At 70.5% G+C, this 17,086-nt stretch carries 13 protein-coding genes, 1 pseudogene and 1 riboswitch; of the genes and pseudogenes, 6 read left to right on the top strand and 8 right to left on the bottom strand.

What is annotated here, in order from left to right; translation table 11 throughout:
- Window position 1: 1 nt before the first annotated feature.
- The gene (locus tag MNOD_RS21355) at window positions 2–349 is read right to left on the bottom strand and encodes a DUF6460 domain-containing protein (protein WP_015931039.1); all 348 of its coding nucleotides are present in this window, start codon (window positions 347–349) and stop codon (window positions 2–4) included.
- Window positions 350–545: 196 nt separating this feature from the next.
- Between MNOD_RS21355 and MNOD_RS21350 the strand changes: the two genes are divergently transcribed.
- The gene (locus MNOD_RS21350; protein ID WP_015931038.1) at window positions 546–1,496 is read left to right on the top strand and encodes an alpha/beta hydrolase fold domain-containing protein; all 951 of its coding nucleotides are present in this window, start codon (window positions 546–548) and stop codon (window positions 1,494–1,496) included.
- Between the two features lie 160 nt (window positions 1,497–1,656).
- On the opposite strand, the gene MNOD_RS21345 is transcribed toward MNOD_RS21350, so the two are convergent.
- Together MNOD_RS21345 and thiC are read right to left on the bottom strand one after the other, a co-directional pair.
- Window positions 1,657–2,031, bottom strand: a complete 375-nt coding sequence (locus MNOD_RS21345; protein WP_015931037.1) for a flagellar protein FlaG — start codon at window positions 2,029–2,031, stop codon at window positions 1,657–1,659.
- A gap of 405 nt (window positions 2,032–2,436) precedes the next feature.
- Window positions 2,437–4,320, bottom strand: coding sequence for a phosphomethylpyrimidine synthase ThiC (thiC, locus tag MNOD_RS21340; protein WP_015931036.1), 1,884 nt, complete (start codon window positions 4,318–4,320; stop codon window positions 2,437–2,439).
- Between the two features lie 57 nt (window positions 4,321–4,377).
- Window positions 4,378–4,485, bottom strand: a riboswitch (TPP riboswitch).
- A gap of 188 nt (window positions 4,486–4,673) precedes the next feature.
- Here thiC and MNOD_RS21335 point away from each other — a divergent pair.
- Together MNOD_RS21335 and MNOD_RS21330 are read left to right on the top strand one after the other, a co-directional pair.
- The gene (locus MNOD_RS21335) at window positions 4,674–5,048 is read left to right on the top strand and encodes an HNH endonuclease family protein (protein WP_015931035.1); all 375 of its coding nucleotides are present in this window, start codon (window positions 4,674–4,676) and stop codon (window positions 5,046–5,048) included.
- 115 nt (window positions 5,049–5,163) lie between these two features.
- On the top strand, window positions 5,164–6,237 hold the full coding sequence (locus MNOD_RS21330) for an acyltransferase family protein (RefSeq protein WP_015931034.1): 1,074 nt from the start codon (window positions 5,164–5,166) through the stop codon (window positions 6,235–6,237).
- 209 nt (window positions 6,238–6,446) lie between these two features.
- Here the strand turns inward: MNOD_RS21330 and MNOD_RS21325 are convergent, their stop codons facing one another.
- On the bottom strand, window positions 6,447–6,905 hold the full coding sequence (locus tag MNOD_RS21325) for a GatB/YqeY domain-containing protein (protein WP_015931033.1): 459 nt from the start codon (window positions 6,903–6,905) through the stop codon (window positions 6,447–6,449).
- Between the two features lie 165 nt (window positions 6,906–7,070).
- On the opposite strand from MNOD_RS21325, the gene carA reads away from it, so the two are divergent.
- Entirely contained in the window at window positions 7,071–8,288 is a 1,218-nt protein-coding gene (gene carA, locus MNOD_RS21320) for a glutamine-hydrolyzing carbamoyl-phosphate synthase small subunit (protein ID WP_015931032.1), read from the top strand.
- Between the two features lie 13 nt (window positions 8,289–8,301).
- On the opposite strand, the gene MNOD_RS21315 is transcribed toward carA, so the two are convergent.
- The 4 genes and pseudogenes from MNOD_RS21315 to MNOD_RS21305 form a co-directional block, all read right to left on the bottom strand.
- A complete protein-coding gene (locus MNOD_RS21315) occupies window positions 8,302–9,318 on the bottom strand; it encodes an NAD-dependent epimerase/dehydratase family protein (RefSeq protein WP_015931031.1) in 1,017 nt (338 codons plus the stop codon).
- Window positions 9,319–9,538: 220 nt separating this feature from the next.
- Window positions 9,539–9,679: pseudogene (locus tag MNOD_RS45760) on the bottom strand (flagellar basal body protein); the annotation flags it as partial.
- 87 nt (window positions 9,680–9,766) lie between these two features.
- Window positions 9,767–10,144: a DUF2794 domain-containing protein gene (locus MNOD_RS21310; RefSeq protein ID WP_015931029.1), complete on the bottom strand. Its 378-nt coding sequence runs from the start codon at window positions 10,142–10,144 to the stop codon at window positions 9,767–9,769.
- A gap of 667 nt (window positions 10,145–10,811) precedes the next feature.
- On the bottom strand, window positions 10,812–11,465 hold the full coding sequence (locus MNOD_RS21305; RefSeq protein WP_015931028.1) for a peroxidase-related enzyme: 654 nt from the start codon (window positions 11,463–11,465) through the stop codon (window positions 10,812–10,814).
- Between the two features lie 128 nt (window positions 11,466–11,593).
- Here MNOD_RS21305 and MNOD_RS21300 point away from each other — a divergent pair, with 128 nt between their 5' ends.
- On the top strand, window positions 11,594–16,438 hold the full coding sequence (locus MNOD_RS21300; RefSeq protein WP_015931027.1) for an NAD-glutamate dehydrogenase: 4,845 nt from the start codon (window positions 11,594–11,596) through the stop codon (window positions 16,436–16,438).
- Complete coding sequence (gene bluB / locus MNOD_RS21295) at window positions 16,435–17,076, top strand: 5,6-dimethylbenzimidazole synthase (protein WP_015931026.1); 642 nt, start codon at window positions 16,435–16,437, stop codon at window positions 17,074–17,076. Before MNOD_RS21300 ends, bluB begins: the two co-directional genes overlap by 4 nt.
- The last annotated feature ends 10 nt before the right edge of the window (window positions 17,077–17,086 follow it).

The following is a 17,086-nucleotide window of genomic DNA, read 5'->3' as shown; positions in this document are numbered from 1 at the left end:
GCTAGCGTCCGCCCGAGAGGAGCCGGGAGAGGAACCAGAGCGGCACGACCACGACGGCCCCCGCCACCAGCCAGGCGCCGGCATCGTGGAAGGTGGAGAAGCCGAGCTCGGCGAGGGCCCGCAGGGTGTCGTAGGCGTGGAGATAGAGCGCCCGCGGCGTGATCCCGACCATCGCCATCCCGGCGCCCACGAGCAGCGACAGGAAGACGAGCTTGACGAAGACCGTGGCCGGCGAGCCGCCGAGGAACCGGCGCAGCTCCGAGCCCGCGCGGTGCGCGCCGGACGACTCGTAGGCGCCCCTCGTGTCGTGCGAGCGGCCGGGCGGCATGGTGAATCTCGAGTCGGTCATCGGCTCCTCGCGGGCGGGGTCGGGACTCCCGGCTGCGGCGAACCGCACACACTTCCCCGCAAATGTGAATCTGATGCGTTACGTCGCCTCGCGGCACGTCGTAAAGATGGCAAGCTCTAGCGCCGGCACCAGCGTGGCGCGCGAAATTTCGACGAGGGAGACGCCCGCCACGGCCGGGCGGTGACGAGACCGGAGCATGATCGATCACGCGCTCTTCGACCCCGCCAAGGCCGATCCGGATGCCGAGCGACTCAACCGGGAGATCATGGCGGCGCAGGCCAGCGCCCCCGATCCCTGGTCGCTGCCCATCGCAGAGATGCGCGCCCTCCGCCGCGAGGGCAGCCTCGCCTTTCCGGCCATGCCGCGCAGCCCGCGGGCCGAGACCCTGGCCATCCCGGGCCCGGGCGGGCCGGTCGCGCTGCGGGTGATCCGGCCCGTGCGCAAGACGCGCGGCGCCTACCTGCACATCCATGGCGGCGGCTGGATCTGGGGGGGCGCGGACGAACAGGACCCTTGGCTGGAACGGATCGCCGACCGCTGCGGCTTCGTCTGCGTCTCGGTAGAGTACCGCCTTGCCCCCGAGCACCCCTACCCGGCCCCGATCGACGATTGCGAGGCGGCGGCCCTCTGGCTGCACACGGAGGGGCGCAAGCTGTTCGGCGTCGAGGCGCTGACGATCGGGGGCGAATCGGTGGGAGCGCACCTCTCCGTCATGACCCTCCTGCGCCTGCGCGACCGCCACAGGCTGCCGAAGGCGTTCCGGGGCGCCAACCTGTTCTCGGGGCTGTACGACCTCGGCGTGACCGCGAGCGCCCGCAACTGGGGCGAGGAGCGCCTCGTCCTCAATTCGCGCGACATACGCCGCTTCGCCGACGGGTTTGTGCCGGAGGGCGTGCCGCGCCGCTCACCGGAGGTCTCGCCGCTCTACGCCGACCTGAAGGGATTGCCGCCGGCCCTGTTCTCGGTCGGCACCCGCGACCCGCTCCTCGACGATACGCTGTTCATGTCGATGCGCTGGGCGGCGGCGAACAACGGCGGCTACACGGCGGTCTATACGGGCGGCTGCCACACTTTCATCCGCTACAAGCTGGCGATGACCGAGCGGGCCCTGGAACTCATCGAGCGCTTCCTGATGGCGCTGGCGTGAGGTTGCGCGCAGTCATAGCAACGGCCCGGGCTGCTGACGCAGCAGGTGCTGGCGCAGCGGACCGTTGATCCATCTCGAACTTTCGACACCAAGGCAAAGGCTTCGTCAGAGGCTTGGCGAAAATTCGAGAGCGGAACCAACGGTCAAATGACCGTTGGTCTCAGGCCGAGCGCGCAACGGTGGTGCCGAGCGGGGTGGTCTGCGCGGCCTGAGTTTCGCGGGCATAGGTCCTGGCGCGCAGCGCCGATTCCGAGGGAAGCTGGTCGAGGACCGAGCCCGTGGCCGGATCGAGCACCTGGAACACCATCTGCTGGCTGTCGACGTCGCGCCGGTAGCGCGCTTCAGCCTGGGCCGTCCCGGCGCGCGGGGTGTCCTCCACGATGGCGCGCTTCGCCTCGGGGCTCAGATCGAGCGTCACGGCATCAGTAAGCGGCGTCGGGTCGGCATCCCGTCCATCGGCCGGGCGGTTCGGCGGAGGCTCTGCCTCGATCGCGGCCGGCGCGGGCGGTGCCGGCAAGGACCGGATCTCGAGCATCGGGAATCCCCTGATGTTCACGTTTGGGGGATCAGAAACCCGATATCCCTACCCGCATCTTAACGGGCCGAGGCGACCACGACGTTGTGTGAAGGGCGGATTAACGGGACGGCAACGATTTGCCGTGGTTCGCCCCGCGTGGGGAAGCGGCGCCGCCGCGAGTCTGTCATACGGTTTCCGATTGATCTTTTCGAGACGAGGACGCGCGGGGAACCCCTCTCCCGAGTGGGAGAGGGGCAGGGGTGAGGGTGGAGACGGTTCCGCGAGAAGCCTGACCCGTGCCGCTGCCAGCGCGACGCTCAGTGCCTTGTTCTAACGCGTAGCACCCTCACCCCTACCCCTCTCCCACTCGGGAGAGGGGTTCCCGCGCGTCCACTTCTCCTGGACATACTCCAGGACCCCGCACTACTCCGCGGCGTCGACGTAGAGCTTGCCGCCCTCAGCCAGGAACTCGGCCGATTTCGCCGCCATGCCGGCGGCCCGGTCCTCCTCGCTCATCGCCGGCGCGGCGCCCACCACCGTCCCGGCCGCCTCCATGGCGAGGACGTCGGCGCGCAGATCCTGCGTGATCTTCATCGAGCAGAATTTCGGGCCGCACATCGAGCAGAAATGCGCGACCTTGTGGGCATCCTTCGGCAGCGTCTCGTCGTGATAGGCGCGCGCGGTGTCGGGATCGAGCGAGAGGTTGAACTGGTCCTCCCAGCGGAAGTCGAACCGGGCGCGGGAAAGGGCGTCGTCGCGCAGCTGCGCGGCCGGGTGGCCCTTGGCGAGGTCGGCAGCGTGGGCGGCGATCTTGTAGGTGATGACGCCGGTCTTCACGTCGTCGCGGTTCGGCAGGCCGAGATGCTCCTTGGGCGTCACGTAGCAGAGCATTGCGGTGCCGAACCAGCCGATCATCGCCGCCCCGATGCCCGAGGTGATGTGGTCGTAGCCGGGCGCGACATCGGTGGTCAGCGGCCCGAGCGTGTAGAACGGCGCCTCGCCGCACTCGCGCAGCTGCTTCTCCATGTTGACCTTGATCTTGTGCATCGGCACGTGGCCGGGGCCCTCGATCATCACTTGGCAGCCCTTGTCCCAGGCCACCCGGGTGAGTTCGCCCAGGGTCTCCAGCTCCGCGAACTGCGCCGCGTCGTTGGCATCCGCGATCGAGCCGGGGCGCAGCCCGTCGCCGAGCGAGAACGAGACATCGTAGGCCCGCATGATGTCGCAGATCTCGTCGAACCGCTCGTAGAGGAACGATTCCCGGTGCCCGGCGAGGCACCAGCGCGCCATGATTGAGCCGCCGCGCGAGACGATGCCGGTGACGCGCCGTGCGGTGAGCGGCACATGGGCGAGGCGCACGCCGGCATGGATGGTGAAGTAGTCGACGCCCTGCTCGGCCTGCTCGATGAGCGTGTCCTTGAACACCTCCCAGTCGAGCTTGAGGGGATCGCCCCCGACCTTCTCCAGCGCCTGGTAGATCGGCACGGTCCCGATCGGCACCGGCGCGTTGCGCAGGATCCAGCCGCGGATGTTGTGGATGTTGCGGCCGGTCGAGAGGTCCATGACGGTGTCGGCGCCCCAGCGGATCGCCCAGACCATCTTCTCGACCTCCTCGGCAGCCGACGAGGTCACGGCCGAGTTGCCGATATTGGCGTTGATCTTGACCAGGAAGTTGCGGCCGATGGCCATCGGCTCGAGTTCGGTGTGGTTGATGTTGGCCGGGATGATGGCGCGCCCGCGGGCGACCTCGTCGCGCACGAATTCCGGCGTGATGAAGGGCGGGATCGCCGCGCCGAAGCTCTCGCCATCCGCGAGCTTGGCCTCGGCCTGCTCCAGCATCGCCTTGCGGCCGAGATTCTCTCGGTGCGCGACGTAGATCATCTCCTCGGTGATGATCCCGGCCCGGGCGAACTCGTACTGGGTCGTCATCTGGCCCGGCGCCGCCTTGCGGATGGTGCGCTTCGCCGGACAGGGGGCGACCAGCCGATCCTCGCCCACGAAGCCGTTATCCTCCGGCTTGACGGCGCGGGGCGTCACGGCGGCGTAGCCGCGGGACGCGATCCAGGGCGCGCGCAGCTCCGGCAGCCCGGCCGCGAGGTCGACCTTGGCCTCGTTCTCCGTGTAGGGGCCGGAGGGATCGTAGACACGCACCGGCGCTTCGGAAGGATCGCTCAAGCCGATCTCGCGCAGGGGCACCCGGATGTCAGGCCGCCCCTCGGGACTGGCATAGACCTTCACGGAGCCGGCGATCGGCCCGGTGGTCACACTCTGCGGCAGGCCTTTGGGGGGGATGACGGGGGCGTTCATGGATCTCTCCCGGTTCGAGGAGATCCGGACCAGTGACCGTGGCGTGCGGGGGGCGAATCGCGCGGTGGTTCCCGTCCCTCCGCCGGTATGACCCGGATCAGGTTCAAGGGTCAGGGCGCGTGAAGCCCACTCTCAGCCCCATGCGGGGCCCCCCTCGGAACGCCCGAACTCTCTGCGGCGCCGGTGGATTTGTCAATTGTGCGCGATCCGCCGCAGCGCCGGGGCCTCGCCGGGCGGCCGCACGCCCCCCAGATCGGGCGGGCCGGCGGATCTCCGTCGGCCCAAGACCCGAACCCAAGACCCGAACCCAAGACCCGAGCTCAAGACCCGCGAGCCTGTCCGGAGAGAATGAGGTGGGGCGGCGAACCCGACGCTGGCGCGATGACGATCCCTCGACCCACGGCCCGCCCTCGCCCGCCGCGGCGATCTGCCCGCTCTGCGAGCGACCCATTCCTCCGGGCGCCCGCCAGAGCCGCCACCACCTCACCCCGAAGCTCAAGGGCGGCACCCACGGCGAGACGGTGCGGCTGCACCAGATCTGCCACTCGGCGATCCATGCCCGTTACAGCGAGGCCGAGATCGCCCGCCGCCTCGCCGACGTGGCGCGCCTGCGGGAGGATCCGGAAATCGCCCGCTTCCTCGCCTGGATCCGCACCAAGCCGGACGATTTCCATGCGGCGACCCGCATGACCCGCTCCCGGCGGGAGACGAAGCGCCAGCCGCGCTAGAGTCTGTCCAGACTTCGTCAACCCTTTCGTCATCGTCCGGTGATCCGAGATGCGGCCTTTACGGGTGCGGCGCCAAGATCGGGGCAACCCGGATCCCGTCCCTGCGAGGCCCGCCATGTCCGACCGCCCCCCTGCCGCACCCGGCCGTCTCGCCTGGGTCGACGTCGCCAAAGGCATCTGCATCATCCTCGTGGTGATGATGCACTCGACCCTCGGTGTAGGCGACGCGATGGGAAGCGAGGGCTTCCTGCATACGGTCGTGGCCTTCGCGAAGCCCTTCCGCATCCCGGACTTCTTCCTCCTCTCGGGGCTGTTCGTCGGGCGCGTGCTCGACCGCGACTGGCGCCTCTTCGCCGATCGGCGCGTCGTGCATTTCGCCTATTTCTACCTGCTCTGGACCCTGATCCAGTCGGCGGTGAAGTACGGGCCGATCACGGACGGGGCGGGTCCCGGCGCCTTCGCGCTTCACCTCGCCCATGCGCTCGTCGAGCCCTACTCGACGCTCTGGTTCATCTATCTGCTGGCGGTCTTCTCGGTCGCCACGAAGCTGCTGCGCCGGGTGCCCTGGCCGCTGCTCCTCGGCGCAGCCGCCCTGCTGGAGATCCTGCCGATCGAGACCGGCTCTCTTCTGATCGACGAGTTCTGCGAGCGCTACGTCTACTTCCTGGGCGGGGCGCTCTTCGCCGACCGGATCTTCGCGCTGACCGACAGCGCCCGGCGCCACGTCGCTCCGGCCCTCGCCGCTCTCGCCGCCTGGGCGGTCATGGACGGTTTCCTCGCCTTCTCACCCTCCGGCCTCGACGGCCATCCGACCCTGGCGAGCCTGCCGGTGGTGAGCCTTCTCCTCGGCGCGGCGGGCGCGCTCGCCATCGTGACGGGCGCCTCCCTGCTCGTCCGGGCTGGTGGTCCGGTAACGGCGGCCCTGCGGCACTGCGGCGAGCGCTCGATCGTGATCTACCTCGCCTTCTTCCTGCCGATGGCGGCGACCCGCCTCGCGCTGCTGAAGACGGGCGCGATCCCCGATGTGGGCCTGGCGTCGCTCGTCGTGACGGCGGCTGCGGTGGCGGTGCCGCTCGTGATCGAGCAACTTGTGCGCCACACGCCCGCGCGCTTCCTGTTCATGCGGCCGCAGGCGTTCCACATCGTGCCGGGCCGCACGGCGCCGCTTGGGACGCTTCGGAGCGCGTAGCGGATGGGATCAGGGCATGAGTTGACCACGGCTGCGCCAACCCTGGCGGATGAGCCGCAAAGGGGTTGAATGACCGTGACATCCTCTTTCCCGGACGACTGGAGCGGGCAGCGGAATGCGACCCGGGAAAAGGGAGAGCGGGCGGAGGCCGGGCGAGACAACGATCTCCGAACGGAGCGTTTCCCGCCTCCATTGGTCGACGGGGGCGGTCAGCCCCCGGCCAGCATCCCCTTCACGAGGCCGCTCGCCTTCGCGAAGTCCATCCGCCCGGCATATTTCGTCTTCAGGGCCCCGATGACCTTGCCCATGTCCTTGGGGCTCGCCGCGCCGGTCTCGGCGATGGCGGCCTCGATGGCCGCGCGGGTCTCGGCCTCGTCCATCTGCTGGGGCAGGAAGGAGGCGATGATCGCCGCCTCGGCGCGCTCGGCGGCAGCGAGTTCGGGCCGCTCGCCCTGCTCGTAGAGGGAAGCCGACTCGTTGCGCTGCTTGATCATCTTCTGGAGTAGCGCGAGGATCTCCTCGTCGGCGAGCGGTCCCTTGCCGAGGCCGCGGGCCTCGATGTCCTTGTCCTTGAGGGCGGCCTGGATGAGGCGGACGGTGGCGAGCTTCGCCTTGTCGCCGGCCTTCATGGCCTCCTTCATCTCGGCGGTGAGGCGCTCCCGCAGCATGATCCCCGGTCTCCGTGTCGCGTGAGGAACTTGAGAGCGCTGCGCGGGATGCCCACATTGACCCCGTCGGGGCGCGCCCCTTAAAGACGCCGTGCCGGACAAATTCCCGTGCGAACCGCCCTCGGGCGTGTCTGCCGTCCGCGCGACATAAGCGAGATCACGATCATGCTGCAAGACGACGCCGCGGGCGCCCCCGCGCCTCACGACGGCTGGGCCGAGCCGGTCGCCACCGCCCTGCTGGTGCTGGCCGACGGCACGATCCTCGAAGGCTTCGGCATCGGCGCGACCGGCGAGTCGGCGGGCGAGGTCTGCTTCAACACCGCCATGACGGGCTACCAGGAGATCCTGACGGACCCCTCCTATGCGGGCCAGATCGTCACCTTCACCTTCCCGCATATCGGCAATGTCGGCACCAACGACGAGGATCTGGAGAGCCTCGACGCGGCCCCGGCCTCGGGCGTGCGCGGCGCGGTGATCGCCGCCGCGGTGACGAACCCGTCGAACTGGCGCTCATCGAGCCACCTCGACGCTTGGCTGAGCGCGCGCGGCATCATCGGCATCACGGGCGTCGACACGCGGGCGCTCACCGCCCTCATCCGCGACCGCGGCATGCCGAATGCCGTGATCGCTCATGATCCGCAGGGCCGCTTCGACCGCGAGGCGCTGAAGGCCAGGGCCCGCGACCTGCCCTCCATGGAGGGGCTCGACCTCGTTCCGCCGGTGACGAGCCGGGAGCCCTCGGCCTGGGGCGAGACCGTCTGGCAGCTCGGCCAGGGCTACGGCACCCGCGAGCAGGGCGCGGGCCTGCGGGTCGTCGCCATCGATTACGGCGTGAAGCGCAACATCCTGCGGCTTCTCACGCGGGCGGGCTGCGACGTCACCGTCGTGCCGGCCACCGCCACGGCGGAAGAGATTCTGGCGCTCAAGCCCGACGGCGTCTTCCTGTCGAACGGCCCCGGGGATCCGGCCGCGACGGGCGAATACGCCGTGCCGGTGATCCGCACCCTCCTCAACCACAAGGTGCCGACCTTCGGCATCTGCCTCGGCCACCAGCTCATGGGCCTCGCGCTCGGCGCGCGGACCGTGAAGATGGGCCAGGGCCACCACGGCGCGAACCACCCGGTGAAGGACAAGACCACCGGCAAGGTCGAGATCGTGTCGATGAACCACGGCTTCGCGGTCGATCGGCAGAGCCTGCCCGAAACGGCGGTGGAGACCCATGTCTCGCTGTTCGACGGCTCGAATTGCGGGCTCGCCCTCACCGACCGCCCGGCCTTCTCGGTCCAGTACCATCCGGAGGCCTCGCCCGGCCCGCGCGACAGCCATTACCTGTTCGACCGCTTCGTCTCGCTGATCCGCGAGACCAAGGGGAGGACCGCGTAGGGCGCTCCTCCCGTCAGGCTCCGGCGCCAGACGGGGATGCCCCGTAATGCTCCCGGTACCACGCCACGAAGGCGGGGATGCCGACCGTCACGGGCGTGGCCGGCACATAGCCGATGAGATCCTCCAGCAGCCGCGTCTCGGCCTCCGTCCGCGAGACGTCGCCGGGGGGCAGGTCCCGCAGCAGGCGCGTGGCCTTCATCCCGAGGGCGGCTTCGAGCACGTCCAGCATCGCCCCCACGGTCACCGGGGCGCCCCCGCCGATATTCACGATGCGGAAGGGCGCGACCGGGCTCAGGGTATCGGCGGGCGAAACCGGCTCCGGCCCCGGCGGCACCTCGATCAGCCGAACGATGCTCTCGACGAGGTCGTCGATATAGGTGAAGTCGCGGACCGCGCGCCCGTGGTCGAAGACCTCGACCGGCTCGCCGGCCAGGATCTTCCGCGTGAAGAGGAACAGGGCCATGTCCGGTCGGCCCCAGGGGCCGTAGACGGTGAAGAACCGGAAGGCCGTCGTCGGGATCCGCCAGAGATGCGCATAGGCATGCGCCATCGCCTCCCCGGCGATCTTGGAGGCGGCGTAGATGGTGAGGGGCGTCGCCACGGTGTCGGTCTCGCGGAAGGGCGTGCGCGGATTTCCGCCATAGACCGATGACGTCGAGGCCATGAGGGCGTGGCGCACCGGGTGCTGCCGCAGGCCTTCGAGCACCTGGAACGTGCCGACCATATTGGCGGCGACGTAGCTCTCGGGATTCTCCAGGCTGTAGCGCACGCCGGCCTGGGCGGCGAGATGCACGACGATGTCCGGCTTTACCTCGCCCATTAGGGCCGCGAAGGCCCCGGGCTCCTCCAGCATGAAGCTGTGGTTGGCAAAGCCCGGGCCCGCGAGCGCCGACAGCCGCGCCCGCTTCAGCGCCACGTCGTAATAGTCGGTCAGCCCATCGACGCCCACGACGGCGTGGCCGGCGGCGAGCAGCCGGCGGGCGAGATGGAAGCCGATGAAACCGGCCGTTCCGGTCACGAGACAGCGCATCTCAGGCCCCCGGCCGGACGCGGTCCGGCGCCGGCCGGCCGATTCCTCGCGGATGCCCTGTCCCATCCCGGCCTGCACAGCGATGCGGCAACGCAACCATTCCTTCTCGCTCGTCCCCCTCCCACGGCGGGCCGGCCCCTGCGGGACGGCCCGTGGCGCGGCGGGCGGGTGAGACCGCCCGCCCGAACCGTAGGCGCGACGGCGGCCCGACGCAAACCGGGATCGGCCGGAAGGGCACGACGTCGCGCGCCCGGTAGCCGGGCGTGTCGGCATTGGCGATGTTGCCCGCGACCGTTGCCTGCCGCGCCGAGAGATGCTGCGCCTCCCGCAAGGCAAGGTCGATGAGATAGACGCCGCTCACTGTCAGGTCCTCGGAACCGATCCGGTGGTCCGAGGTCTTAAGAGCGCCACCTTGTCCGAGGCTGGCGGAGAGCCTGCGGCGACGCCCCTACGACACGACCCGCAGCGGCTTCTCCAGCACCCGCAGCACCTGCGCGAGGTCGTGCCCGCGCTTGAGGATTCGCCCGGTCTCCGCCACGACCGCATAGGCGCCCTGGCGCCGGGCGAGGCGCGGGTCCTTCTCGATCCGGTAGAGCGGCCGCTCCGAGGTGCGCCGATGGATCGCGAACACCGCCTTCTCGCGGGTGAAGTCCATCGTGTAGTCGCGCCATTCCCCGGCCGCGACCATGCGGCCATAGAGATTCAGGATCTCGCGCAGCTCGTGGCGATGGAACGATACCGGCGGCGGGGGCGCGGATCGAGGAAAGGGAATGACCCGGGCCTCCGCGCCCGATATCCGACTGCCCGCCGTCTCTCCCTCGCTCATCGCTCCTCCGCCTTTCCCACGGGCGCCGCCGCGCCCCGTGGGCAGCATGATGGGATGCGCCCCCACGCCCCGCAAGGGCCGGCGAGCGGCGGCCGATTGCCGGCTTCATACCAGCCAGCATCGAACTGGCCGCCGGTTCCGGTCTCGAAGGGCTGCCGGCCCGATGCGTCAGCATCCAGAACCGTTGGCCTCATCCGAAATTCGATATTCTCCGCCCCTTTCCGCTCGCTCGTCTCCGGACGCGTCGGGCGGACGGCGTTGCGGGGGCCGACGCGGTCTCATCCGACACCCGCTTGCCGGCTGCGCCAGGCGGATGGCGGCGCTCAGGCGCCGCGGAGCCCCGCGCCGCACGCCGGAACGGCCGAGCTGCCGCCGGATGGTCATCATTCCGCCCGCTTCGCGCCTTTGCCCGGCCGTGAAGCGGCGCTACTCGTTAACAGACCTCTCGGCTCGGTTCGTCGATGCTCCCGGCTCCTGCCCATGCGGAACCGGGGATCGCTGCGGCGGCCCTTGCCTCCTCCAGAGGTTTCGAGACCCTTACCTAAGACCGCCTCTCCGGAGCGCGGTCTTTTTTCTGGCGCGCGGTCCGATCGATTCCGGCCCGGAGCTCCGCCCGCCGTCGCGTCCGGGAGGGACGGGGAGCGCGGTCGGAGCTGCGCGGAGAGGATCAGGTCTCCGGCAACGCGCGCGCGTCGCCGTGATAGGAACGGTTCGGACGCATGTCGACGGCCGAGGCCATCCGGTTCGTCATGTTGAAGAAGCTCGCCACCGCGGCAATGTCCCAGATGTCCCGGTCCGTGAAGCCGGCGTCACGCAGGGCCTCGCGGTCCTCCTCCTCCACCGTCCAGGGCGCCTCGCTCAGCGCCACCGCGAAGTCGAGCATCGCCCGGTGGCGCGGCGACAGGTCGGCGGCACGGTAGTTCATCGCCATCATCTCGCCGAGCACCGGGTCGCCCGACAGGCCGCGGACCGCGGCGCCATGCGCGGTCAGGCAGTAGTAGCAGCGGTTGATGCTCGAGACCGCCACGGCGATCATCTCGCGCTCCAGCTTCGACAGGCCGGAGGGCGCCAGCATCAGGTCGTTGTAGAAGGTCACGAAGGCATCGAGCTTCGCGGTGTCGTGCGCGTAGGCGAGCAGCACGTTCGGCACGAAGCCGATCTTCTCGCGGCACTTGTCGAAATAGGCCGCGAGATGAGGCGGCAGATCCGCCGCCGGATCGAGATCGAGCGCCATCACGGCGCCCTCGGCCTCCTGGCGCCGCGGCATCTCGCCGACCTCGGGCTTGTCGCCCCGCTTCTCCTTGGTCTTGGCTCCGGCCATGATTCGTCTCCCTGTCGCGATGCCGGAGCTATAGGACGGGAGACGAGAGCGGGCGAGACATCAGGGTTGCAGGCCGCCAAGGTCTGTGCCACCCGTCGCCTGCTGACACCTCGGCGGAGGAACGAGCCGTGGACCTGTCGACCGCGACGCCCGAAGCCCAGGCGAGCCGCACCGATCTGATCGCCGCAGCCGCTGCGGCGGCCGAGCGCCGGCACGAATCCGGTGAATTCGTCCGCGACCTGTTCGGCCGGGTACCGCCGGAGGACCTCAACGTCTACGCGGCCGAGACGCTCGCCGACCTTGCGCTCGCCGCCCGCCAGCATCTCGCGGCGGCGCGGCTCGACGGCGCCGCCGCGGATATCCGCCTCACCGACGTGGAGGTGGTGCGCGGCGGCCATCGCCGCGACGTCACGGTGCTGGAGGCCGTCAACGCCAACCGGCCCTTCCTGCTCGATTCGACCCTGGCGGAGCTCGTCGCCCGGGGCTACGAGCCGCGCCTCGTCGCCCATCCGATCCTCGCCGTCGAGCGCGGCCCGGACGGCGCCCTGTTGCGGCTCGTCGGCGAGACCACCGCCAACGGTTCGGCGGCGTTGAGCCGCGAGAGCTTCATCCACATCCATCTCAACCGGATCGACGACGAGGCCGAGCGCGCGAGCCTGGTCGCCGGCCTCGCCCAGGTCTACGCGGACGTGGCGGTCGCCACCGACGACCACGCCGCCATGCTGGCGCGCCTCGACGCCGCGGCCGCCGCCTACGAGGCGGCCCCGCCGCCCCTGCCGGAGGCCGAGGTCGCCGAAGCGCGCGCCTTCCTCGGCTGGATCCGGGACGAGCAGTTCACCTTCCTCGGCATGCGCGAGTACCGGCTCGGCGAGGGCGCCGAGTATCGCGGGCAGCCGGAGAGCGGGCTCGGCCTCCTGCGCGATCCCGCCGTCGAGGTGATGCGCCGCGGGCGCAGCATGGTGGCGATGACGCCCGAGATCCGCGCCTTCCTGGAGCGGCCCGAGGCGCTCATCATCACCAAGGCGAGCCTGATCTCGCGGATTCACCGCCGCACCCATCTCGACATGGTCGGGATCAAGCTGTTCTCGGCCGACGGCAAGGTGGCGGGCGAGCTGCGCATCGTCGGGCTCTTCGCCAGCACGACCTATACGAGCCGCGCCGAGGAGGTGCCGTATCTGCGCCGCAAGGTGGCGACCGTGGTGGCCGAGGCCGGCCTCGACCCGACGAGCCACGCGGGCCGCTCGCTCCTGCACGTGCTGGAGACCTATCCGCGCGACGATCTCTTCCAGATCGACACCGACCTCCTGCGCCGCTTCGCCCTCGCCATCGTGTTGCTCGCCGAGCGTCCCCGGGTGCGGGTGCTGGCGCGACCGGACAAGTTCGGGCGCTTCGTGTCGCTCCTCGTCTTCGTGCCGAAGGATCGCACCGACGCCGCGCTGCAGAAGCGGATCAGCGCGCATCTCGCGGCGCGGCTCGGCGGGCACATCTCGGCGGTCTATCCGGATTACCCGGAGGGACCGCTCGCGCGCTTCCACATCATCATCGGGCGGCGCGAGGAGACCCCGCCCGACCTCGACCCGGGCCAGCTCGAAGCCGAGGTGACGGCGCTCAGCCGGACCTGGGCGGACGGGTTGCGCGAGGCGCTCACCGACACGATGGACGGCACCCGCGCGCGGGCGCTCGGCGCCTACTACGCCGAGGCCTTCCCGGCGGGCTACCGGGACGTCTATGCGAGCCGGGAGGCTTTGTCCGACATCGCGATCCTGGAGCGGATCTCCGCCGAGCAGCCCCGCGCCGTCGACCTGCACCGGCGCCCCGGCGATCCCGAGACCCGGATCGGCCTCAAGGTCTTCTCCAAGGCAAGCGCGCTTCCCCTCTCCGACCGGGTGCCGGTGCTGGAGAATCTCGGCTTCCGGGTCATCGACGAGCGCACCTTCCTGATCGGCCGGCCGGGCGCACCGGACAGGGAGGGGATCTGGCTGCACGACATGCTGCTCGAACGGGCCGGCGGCGGGCCGATCGAGCTTGCGGCCGTGGAGCGTCCGGTCGAGGCGGCGCTGCTCGCCATCGCGCGCGACCTCGCGGAATCCGACCCCTACAACCGGCTGGTCCTCGAAGCCGGGCTCGGCTGGCGCGACGTCGCGCTGATGCGGGCGCTCGGCCGTTACTTGCGCCAATTGCGCATTCGATACGGCCAGGACTACCTCGCGGCGACGCTGAGCCGCCATGCCGACCTCGCCCGGACGATCGTCGATCTCTTCTATGCCCGCTTCGATCCCCGCACCGAGGCGGACCGGGCCGGGCGCCAGGAGGCGATCCGCGCCCAGATCGAGGCGGGCCTGTCGGCCGTCACCAGCCTCGACGAGGACCGCATCCTGCGCCGCTTCGTGAACCTCGTGGAGGCGGCCCAGCGCACCAATTTCTTCCAGGTCGCCCCCCACGGCCTGCCGCCGGAGACCATCGCCTTCAAGTTCCGCTGCGCGAAGGTCGACGGGATGCCCCTGCCCCGGCCGCTCTTCGAGATCTTCGTCTACTCGCCGCGGGTCGAGGGCGTGCATCTGCGCTTCGGCTACATCGCCCGCGGGGGCCTGCGCTGGTCGGACCGGCCGGAGGATTTCCGCACCGAGATCCTCGGCCTCGTGAAGGCCCAGCAGGTCAAGAACGCCGTGATCGTGCCGGTGGGCGCCAAGGGCGGCTTCTTCCCCAAGCGCCTGCCCCCTCCTTCCGACCGGCAGGCCTGGCTGGCGGAGGGCACCGAGAGCTACCGGATCTTCATCCGCACCCTGCTGTCGATCACCGACAACATCGTGGGCGGCGCCATCGTGCCGCCCCCCGACACCGTCCGGCACGACGGCGACGATGCCTACCTGGTGGTCGCGGCCGACAAGGGCACCGCCACCTTCTCGGACATCGCCAACGCCATCTCGATCGAGACGGGGCACTGGCTCGGCGACGCCTTCGCGTCGGGCGGCAGCCAGGGCTACGACCACAAGGTGATGGGCATCACCGCCCGCGGCGCCTGGGAGGCGGTGAAGCGCCATTTCCGCGAGATCGACATCGACATTCAGAGCGAGCCCGTGACGGTGGCGGGCGTCGGCGACATGTCGGGCGACGTCTTCGGCAACGGCATGCTGCTGTCGCGCTGCATCAAGCTGGTGGCCGCCTTCGACCACCGGGACATCTTCCTCGATCCCGACCCGGACCCGGCGACCGCCTATGCCGAGCGCCGCCGCCTCTTCGACCTGCCGCGCTCCTCCTGGGCGGATTACGACCGCGGCAAGATCTCGGCGGGCGGCGGCGTCTTCTCCCGCTCGGCCAAGACGGTGCCGCTCTCGCCGCAGATCCGGGCGCGGCTCGGCTTCGACCGGGAGGAGGCCACGCCCGCCGAGGTGATGCAGGCGATCCTGAAGGCCCCCACCGACCTCATGTGGTTCGGCGGCATCGGCACCTATGTGCGGGCCTCGACCGAGAGCGACGACGAGGCCGGCGACCGTGCCAACGACGCGATCCGCATCACCGGCGCCGACCTGCGCGCCCGGGTCATCGGCGAGGGCGCCAATCTGGGCCTCACCCAGCGCGGGCGCATCGAGGCGGCGCGCCGGGGCGTTCGGCTCAATACCGACGCCATCGACAACTCGGCGGGCGTGAACACCTCCGACGTCGAGGTGAACATCAAGATCGCGCTCACCACCCCGGAGCGCGATGGGCGCCTGGGACCCGATTCCCGCCGGGCGCTTCTGTCCGGGATGACCGGCCAGGTTGCCGACCTCGTCCTGCGCAACAACCAGCTGCAGACCCTCGCCCTCTCGCTCGGCCACCGCCAGGGCGCCGGCGAGAACGGCTTCGCGATCCGGCTGATGCAGGCGCTCGAGGCCGAGAACCGCCTCGACCGCGCTGTCGAGTTCCTGCCTTCCGACGCCGCCCTCGGCGAGCGGACGCAAGGAGACGAGGGGCTGACGCGGCCCGAACTCGCGGTGCTCCTCGCCTATGCCAAGCTCTCGCTCAAAGACGCGCTCCTCGACAGCGCGGTGCCGGACGATCCCTACCTGTCCCAGGAGCTGGAGCGCTACTTCCCGCCGGTGCTCGTCGCCCGCTACCCCGATGCGGTCGCCAACCACCGGCTGCGCCGCGAGATCATCGCGACGGGGCTCGCCAACGCGATCATCAACCGCGGCGGGCCCACCATCGTAACCCGGCTCGCGGACGAGACCGGCGCGGAGGCGCCGACCATCGCGGCGGCCTACGCGGTGACGCGCGACGCCTTCGGCCTCATCGATCTCAACCGGGCGGTGGATGGCCTCGACGGCGTGATCACGGGCGAGCAGCAGCTCGCCCTCTATGCCGAGCTTCAGGACCTGCTGCGCCAGCGCATGGTCTGGTTCATCCGCAACACGGACCTCGCGGGCGGTCATGGCGGCATCGACGCGGTGGTGGCGCGCTATCGCGACGGGATCGCGGCGGTGGCCGGCTCCCTGGCCGAGGTCCTGCCGGCCTCGGCCCGCGAGGCGCTCGCCAAGCGCTGCCGGGGCCTCGTGGATCAGGGTGTTCCCGAGGCGCTGGCGGGCCGGCTCGCGGCGCTCCCCGAACTCGGCGCGGCCCCGGACATCGTGCGGGTGGCCGAATCGACCGGGCGCCCGCCCGCTTCCATTGCGGCGACCCACTTCGCCCTCGAGGATCTGTTTCGCCTCGGTCCCCTCACCCGCGCGGCCCGCAGCATCCCCGTGGCCGACACCTTCGACCGGATCGCCCTGGAGCGGGCGGTGGCGGGCATCGCCGCCGCCCACCGGGCGCTCACGGCGGAGGCCGCCGTTACCGGCGAGCAAGGTCAGGCGGCGGTGGAGCGCTGGAGCGCGGCCCGCGGCGCATCGCTCGGCCGCATCCGCACGGCCGTGGCGGCGATCGCCGCCTCCGGCCTCACCGTCTCCAAGGTCTCGGTCGCGGCGAGCCTGCTCGCGGACCTGACGCGCCCGTGACCGGATCTCCGGTCTTCGACGAGGCCTTTCGCGAGCACCTCGCCGATCTCATCGCGTGGCGGCGCGACGTGCGGCGCTTCCGCGGTGATCCGGTGCCGGAGGAGACGCTGAAGGATTGCCTTGCGCTGGCCTGCCTCAGCCCCTCGGTGGGCAACAGCCAGCCCTGGCGCTTCGTCCGGGTGGCGGACGCCGCCCGGCGCGCCGCCGTGGTCGCGAACTTCTCCCGCTGCAACGAGGAGGCGGCCGAGCGCTATCCCGACGAACGCGCCGCCGCCTATCGGCGCCTGAAGCTCGAGGGTTTGCGCGAGGCGCCCGTGCATCTCGCGGTGTTCTGCGACGAGGAGACCCAGGTCGGCCACGGGCTCGGGCGCGCGACCATGCCGGAGATGCTGCGCTACTCGGTCGTGCTCGCGATCCACACCTTCTGGCTCGCGGCGCGTGCCCGGGGGATCGGCGTGGGCTGGGTCTCGATCCTCGATCCCGCGCCGCTCTCCGCGATTCTCGCCGTGCCGGCGGCCTGGCGGCTCGTCGCCTATCTGTGCGTCGGCCACCCGCAGGAGGAGCATGCGGATCCGGAGCTCGTGCGCCATGATTGGCAGCAGCGCCTCGCCCCCGAGAGCCTGCTGATCGAACGCTGACACATCAGGC

This window comes from Methylobacterium nodulans ORS 2060 (assembly GCF_000022085.1).
Lineage (GTDB): Bacteria > Pseudomonadota > Alphaproteobacteria > Rhizobiales > Beijerinckiaceae > Methylobacterium > Methylobacterium nodulans.
The sequence above is the reverse complement of the archived record's forward strand: the minus strand, read 5'-3'. Positions and strand labels throughout refer to the sequence as shown.

Bases quoted from the DNA above. Each gene is read 5' to 3' on its own strand.
- MNOD_RS21355 (WP_015931039.1), bottom strand. From the start codon at position 349: ATGACCGACTCGAGATTCACCATGCCGCCCGGCCGCTCGCACGACACG.
- MNOD_RS21350 (WP_015931038.1), top strand. From the start codon at position 546: ATGATCGATCACGCGCTCTTCGACCCCGCCAAGGCCGATCCGGATGCC.
- MNOD_RS21345 (WP_015931037.1), bottom strand. From the start codon at position 2,031: ATGCTCGAGATCCGGTCCTTGCCGGCACCGCCCGCGCCGGCCGCGATC.
- thiC (WP_015931036.1), bottom strand. From the start codon at position 4,320: ATGAACGCCCCCGTCATCCCCCCCAAAGGCCTGCCGCAGAGTGTGACC.
- MNOD_RS21330 (WP_015931034.1), top strand. From the start codon at position 5,164: ATGTCCGACCGCCCCCCTGCCGCACCCGGCCGTCTCGCCTGGGTCGAC.
- MNOD_RS21325 (WP_015931033.1), bottom strand. From the start codon at position 6,905: ATGCTGCGGGAGCGCCTCACCGCCGAGATGAAGGAGGCCATGAAGGCC.
- carA (WP_015931032.1), top strand. From the start codon at position 7,071: ATGCTGCAAGACGACGCCGCGGGCGCCCCCGCGCCTCACGACGGCTGG.
- MNOD_RS21315 (WP_015931031.1), bottom strand. From the start codon at position 9,318: ATGCGCTGTCTCGTGACCGGAACGGCCGGTTTCATCGGCTTCCATCTC.
- MNOD_RS21310 (WP_015931029.1), bottom strand. From the start codon at position 10,144: ATGAGCGAGGGAGAGACGGCGGGCAGTCGGATATCGGGCGCGGAGGCC.
- MNOD_RS21305 (WP_015931028.1), bottom strand. From the start codon at position 11,465: ATGGCCGGAGCCAAGACCAAGGAGAAGCGGGGCGACAAGCCCGAGGTC.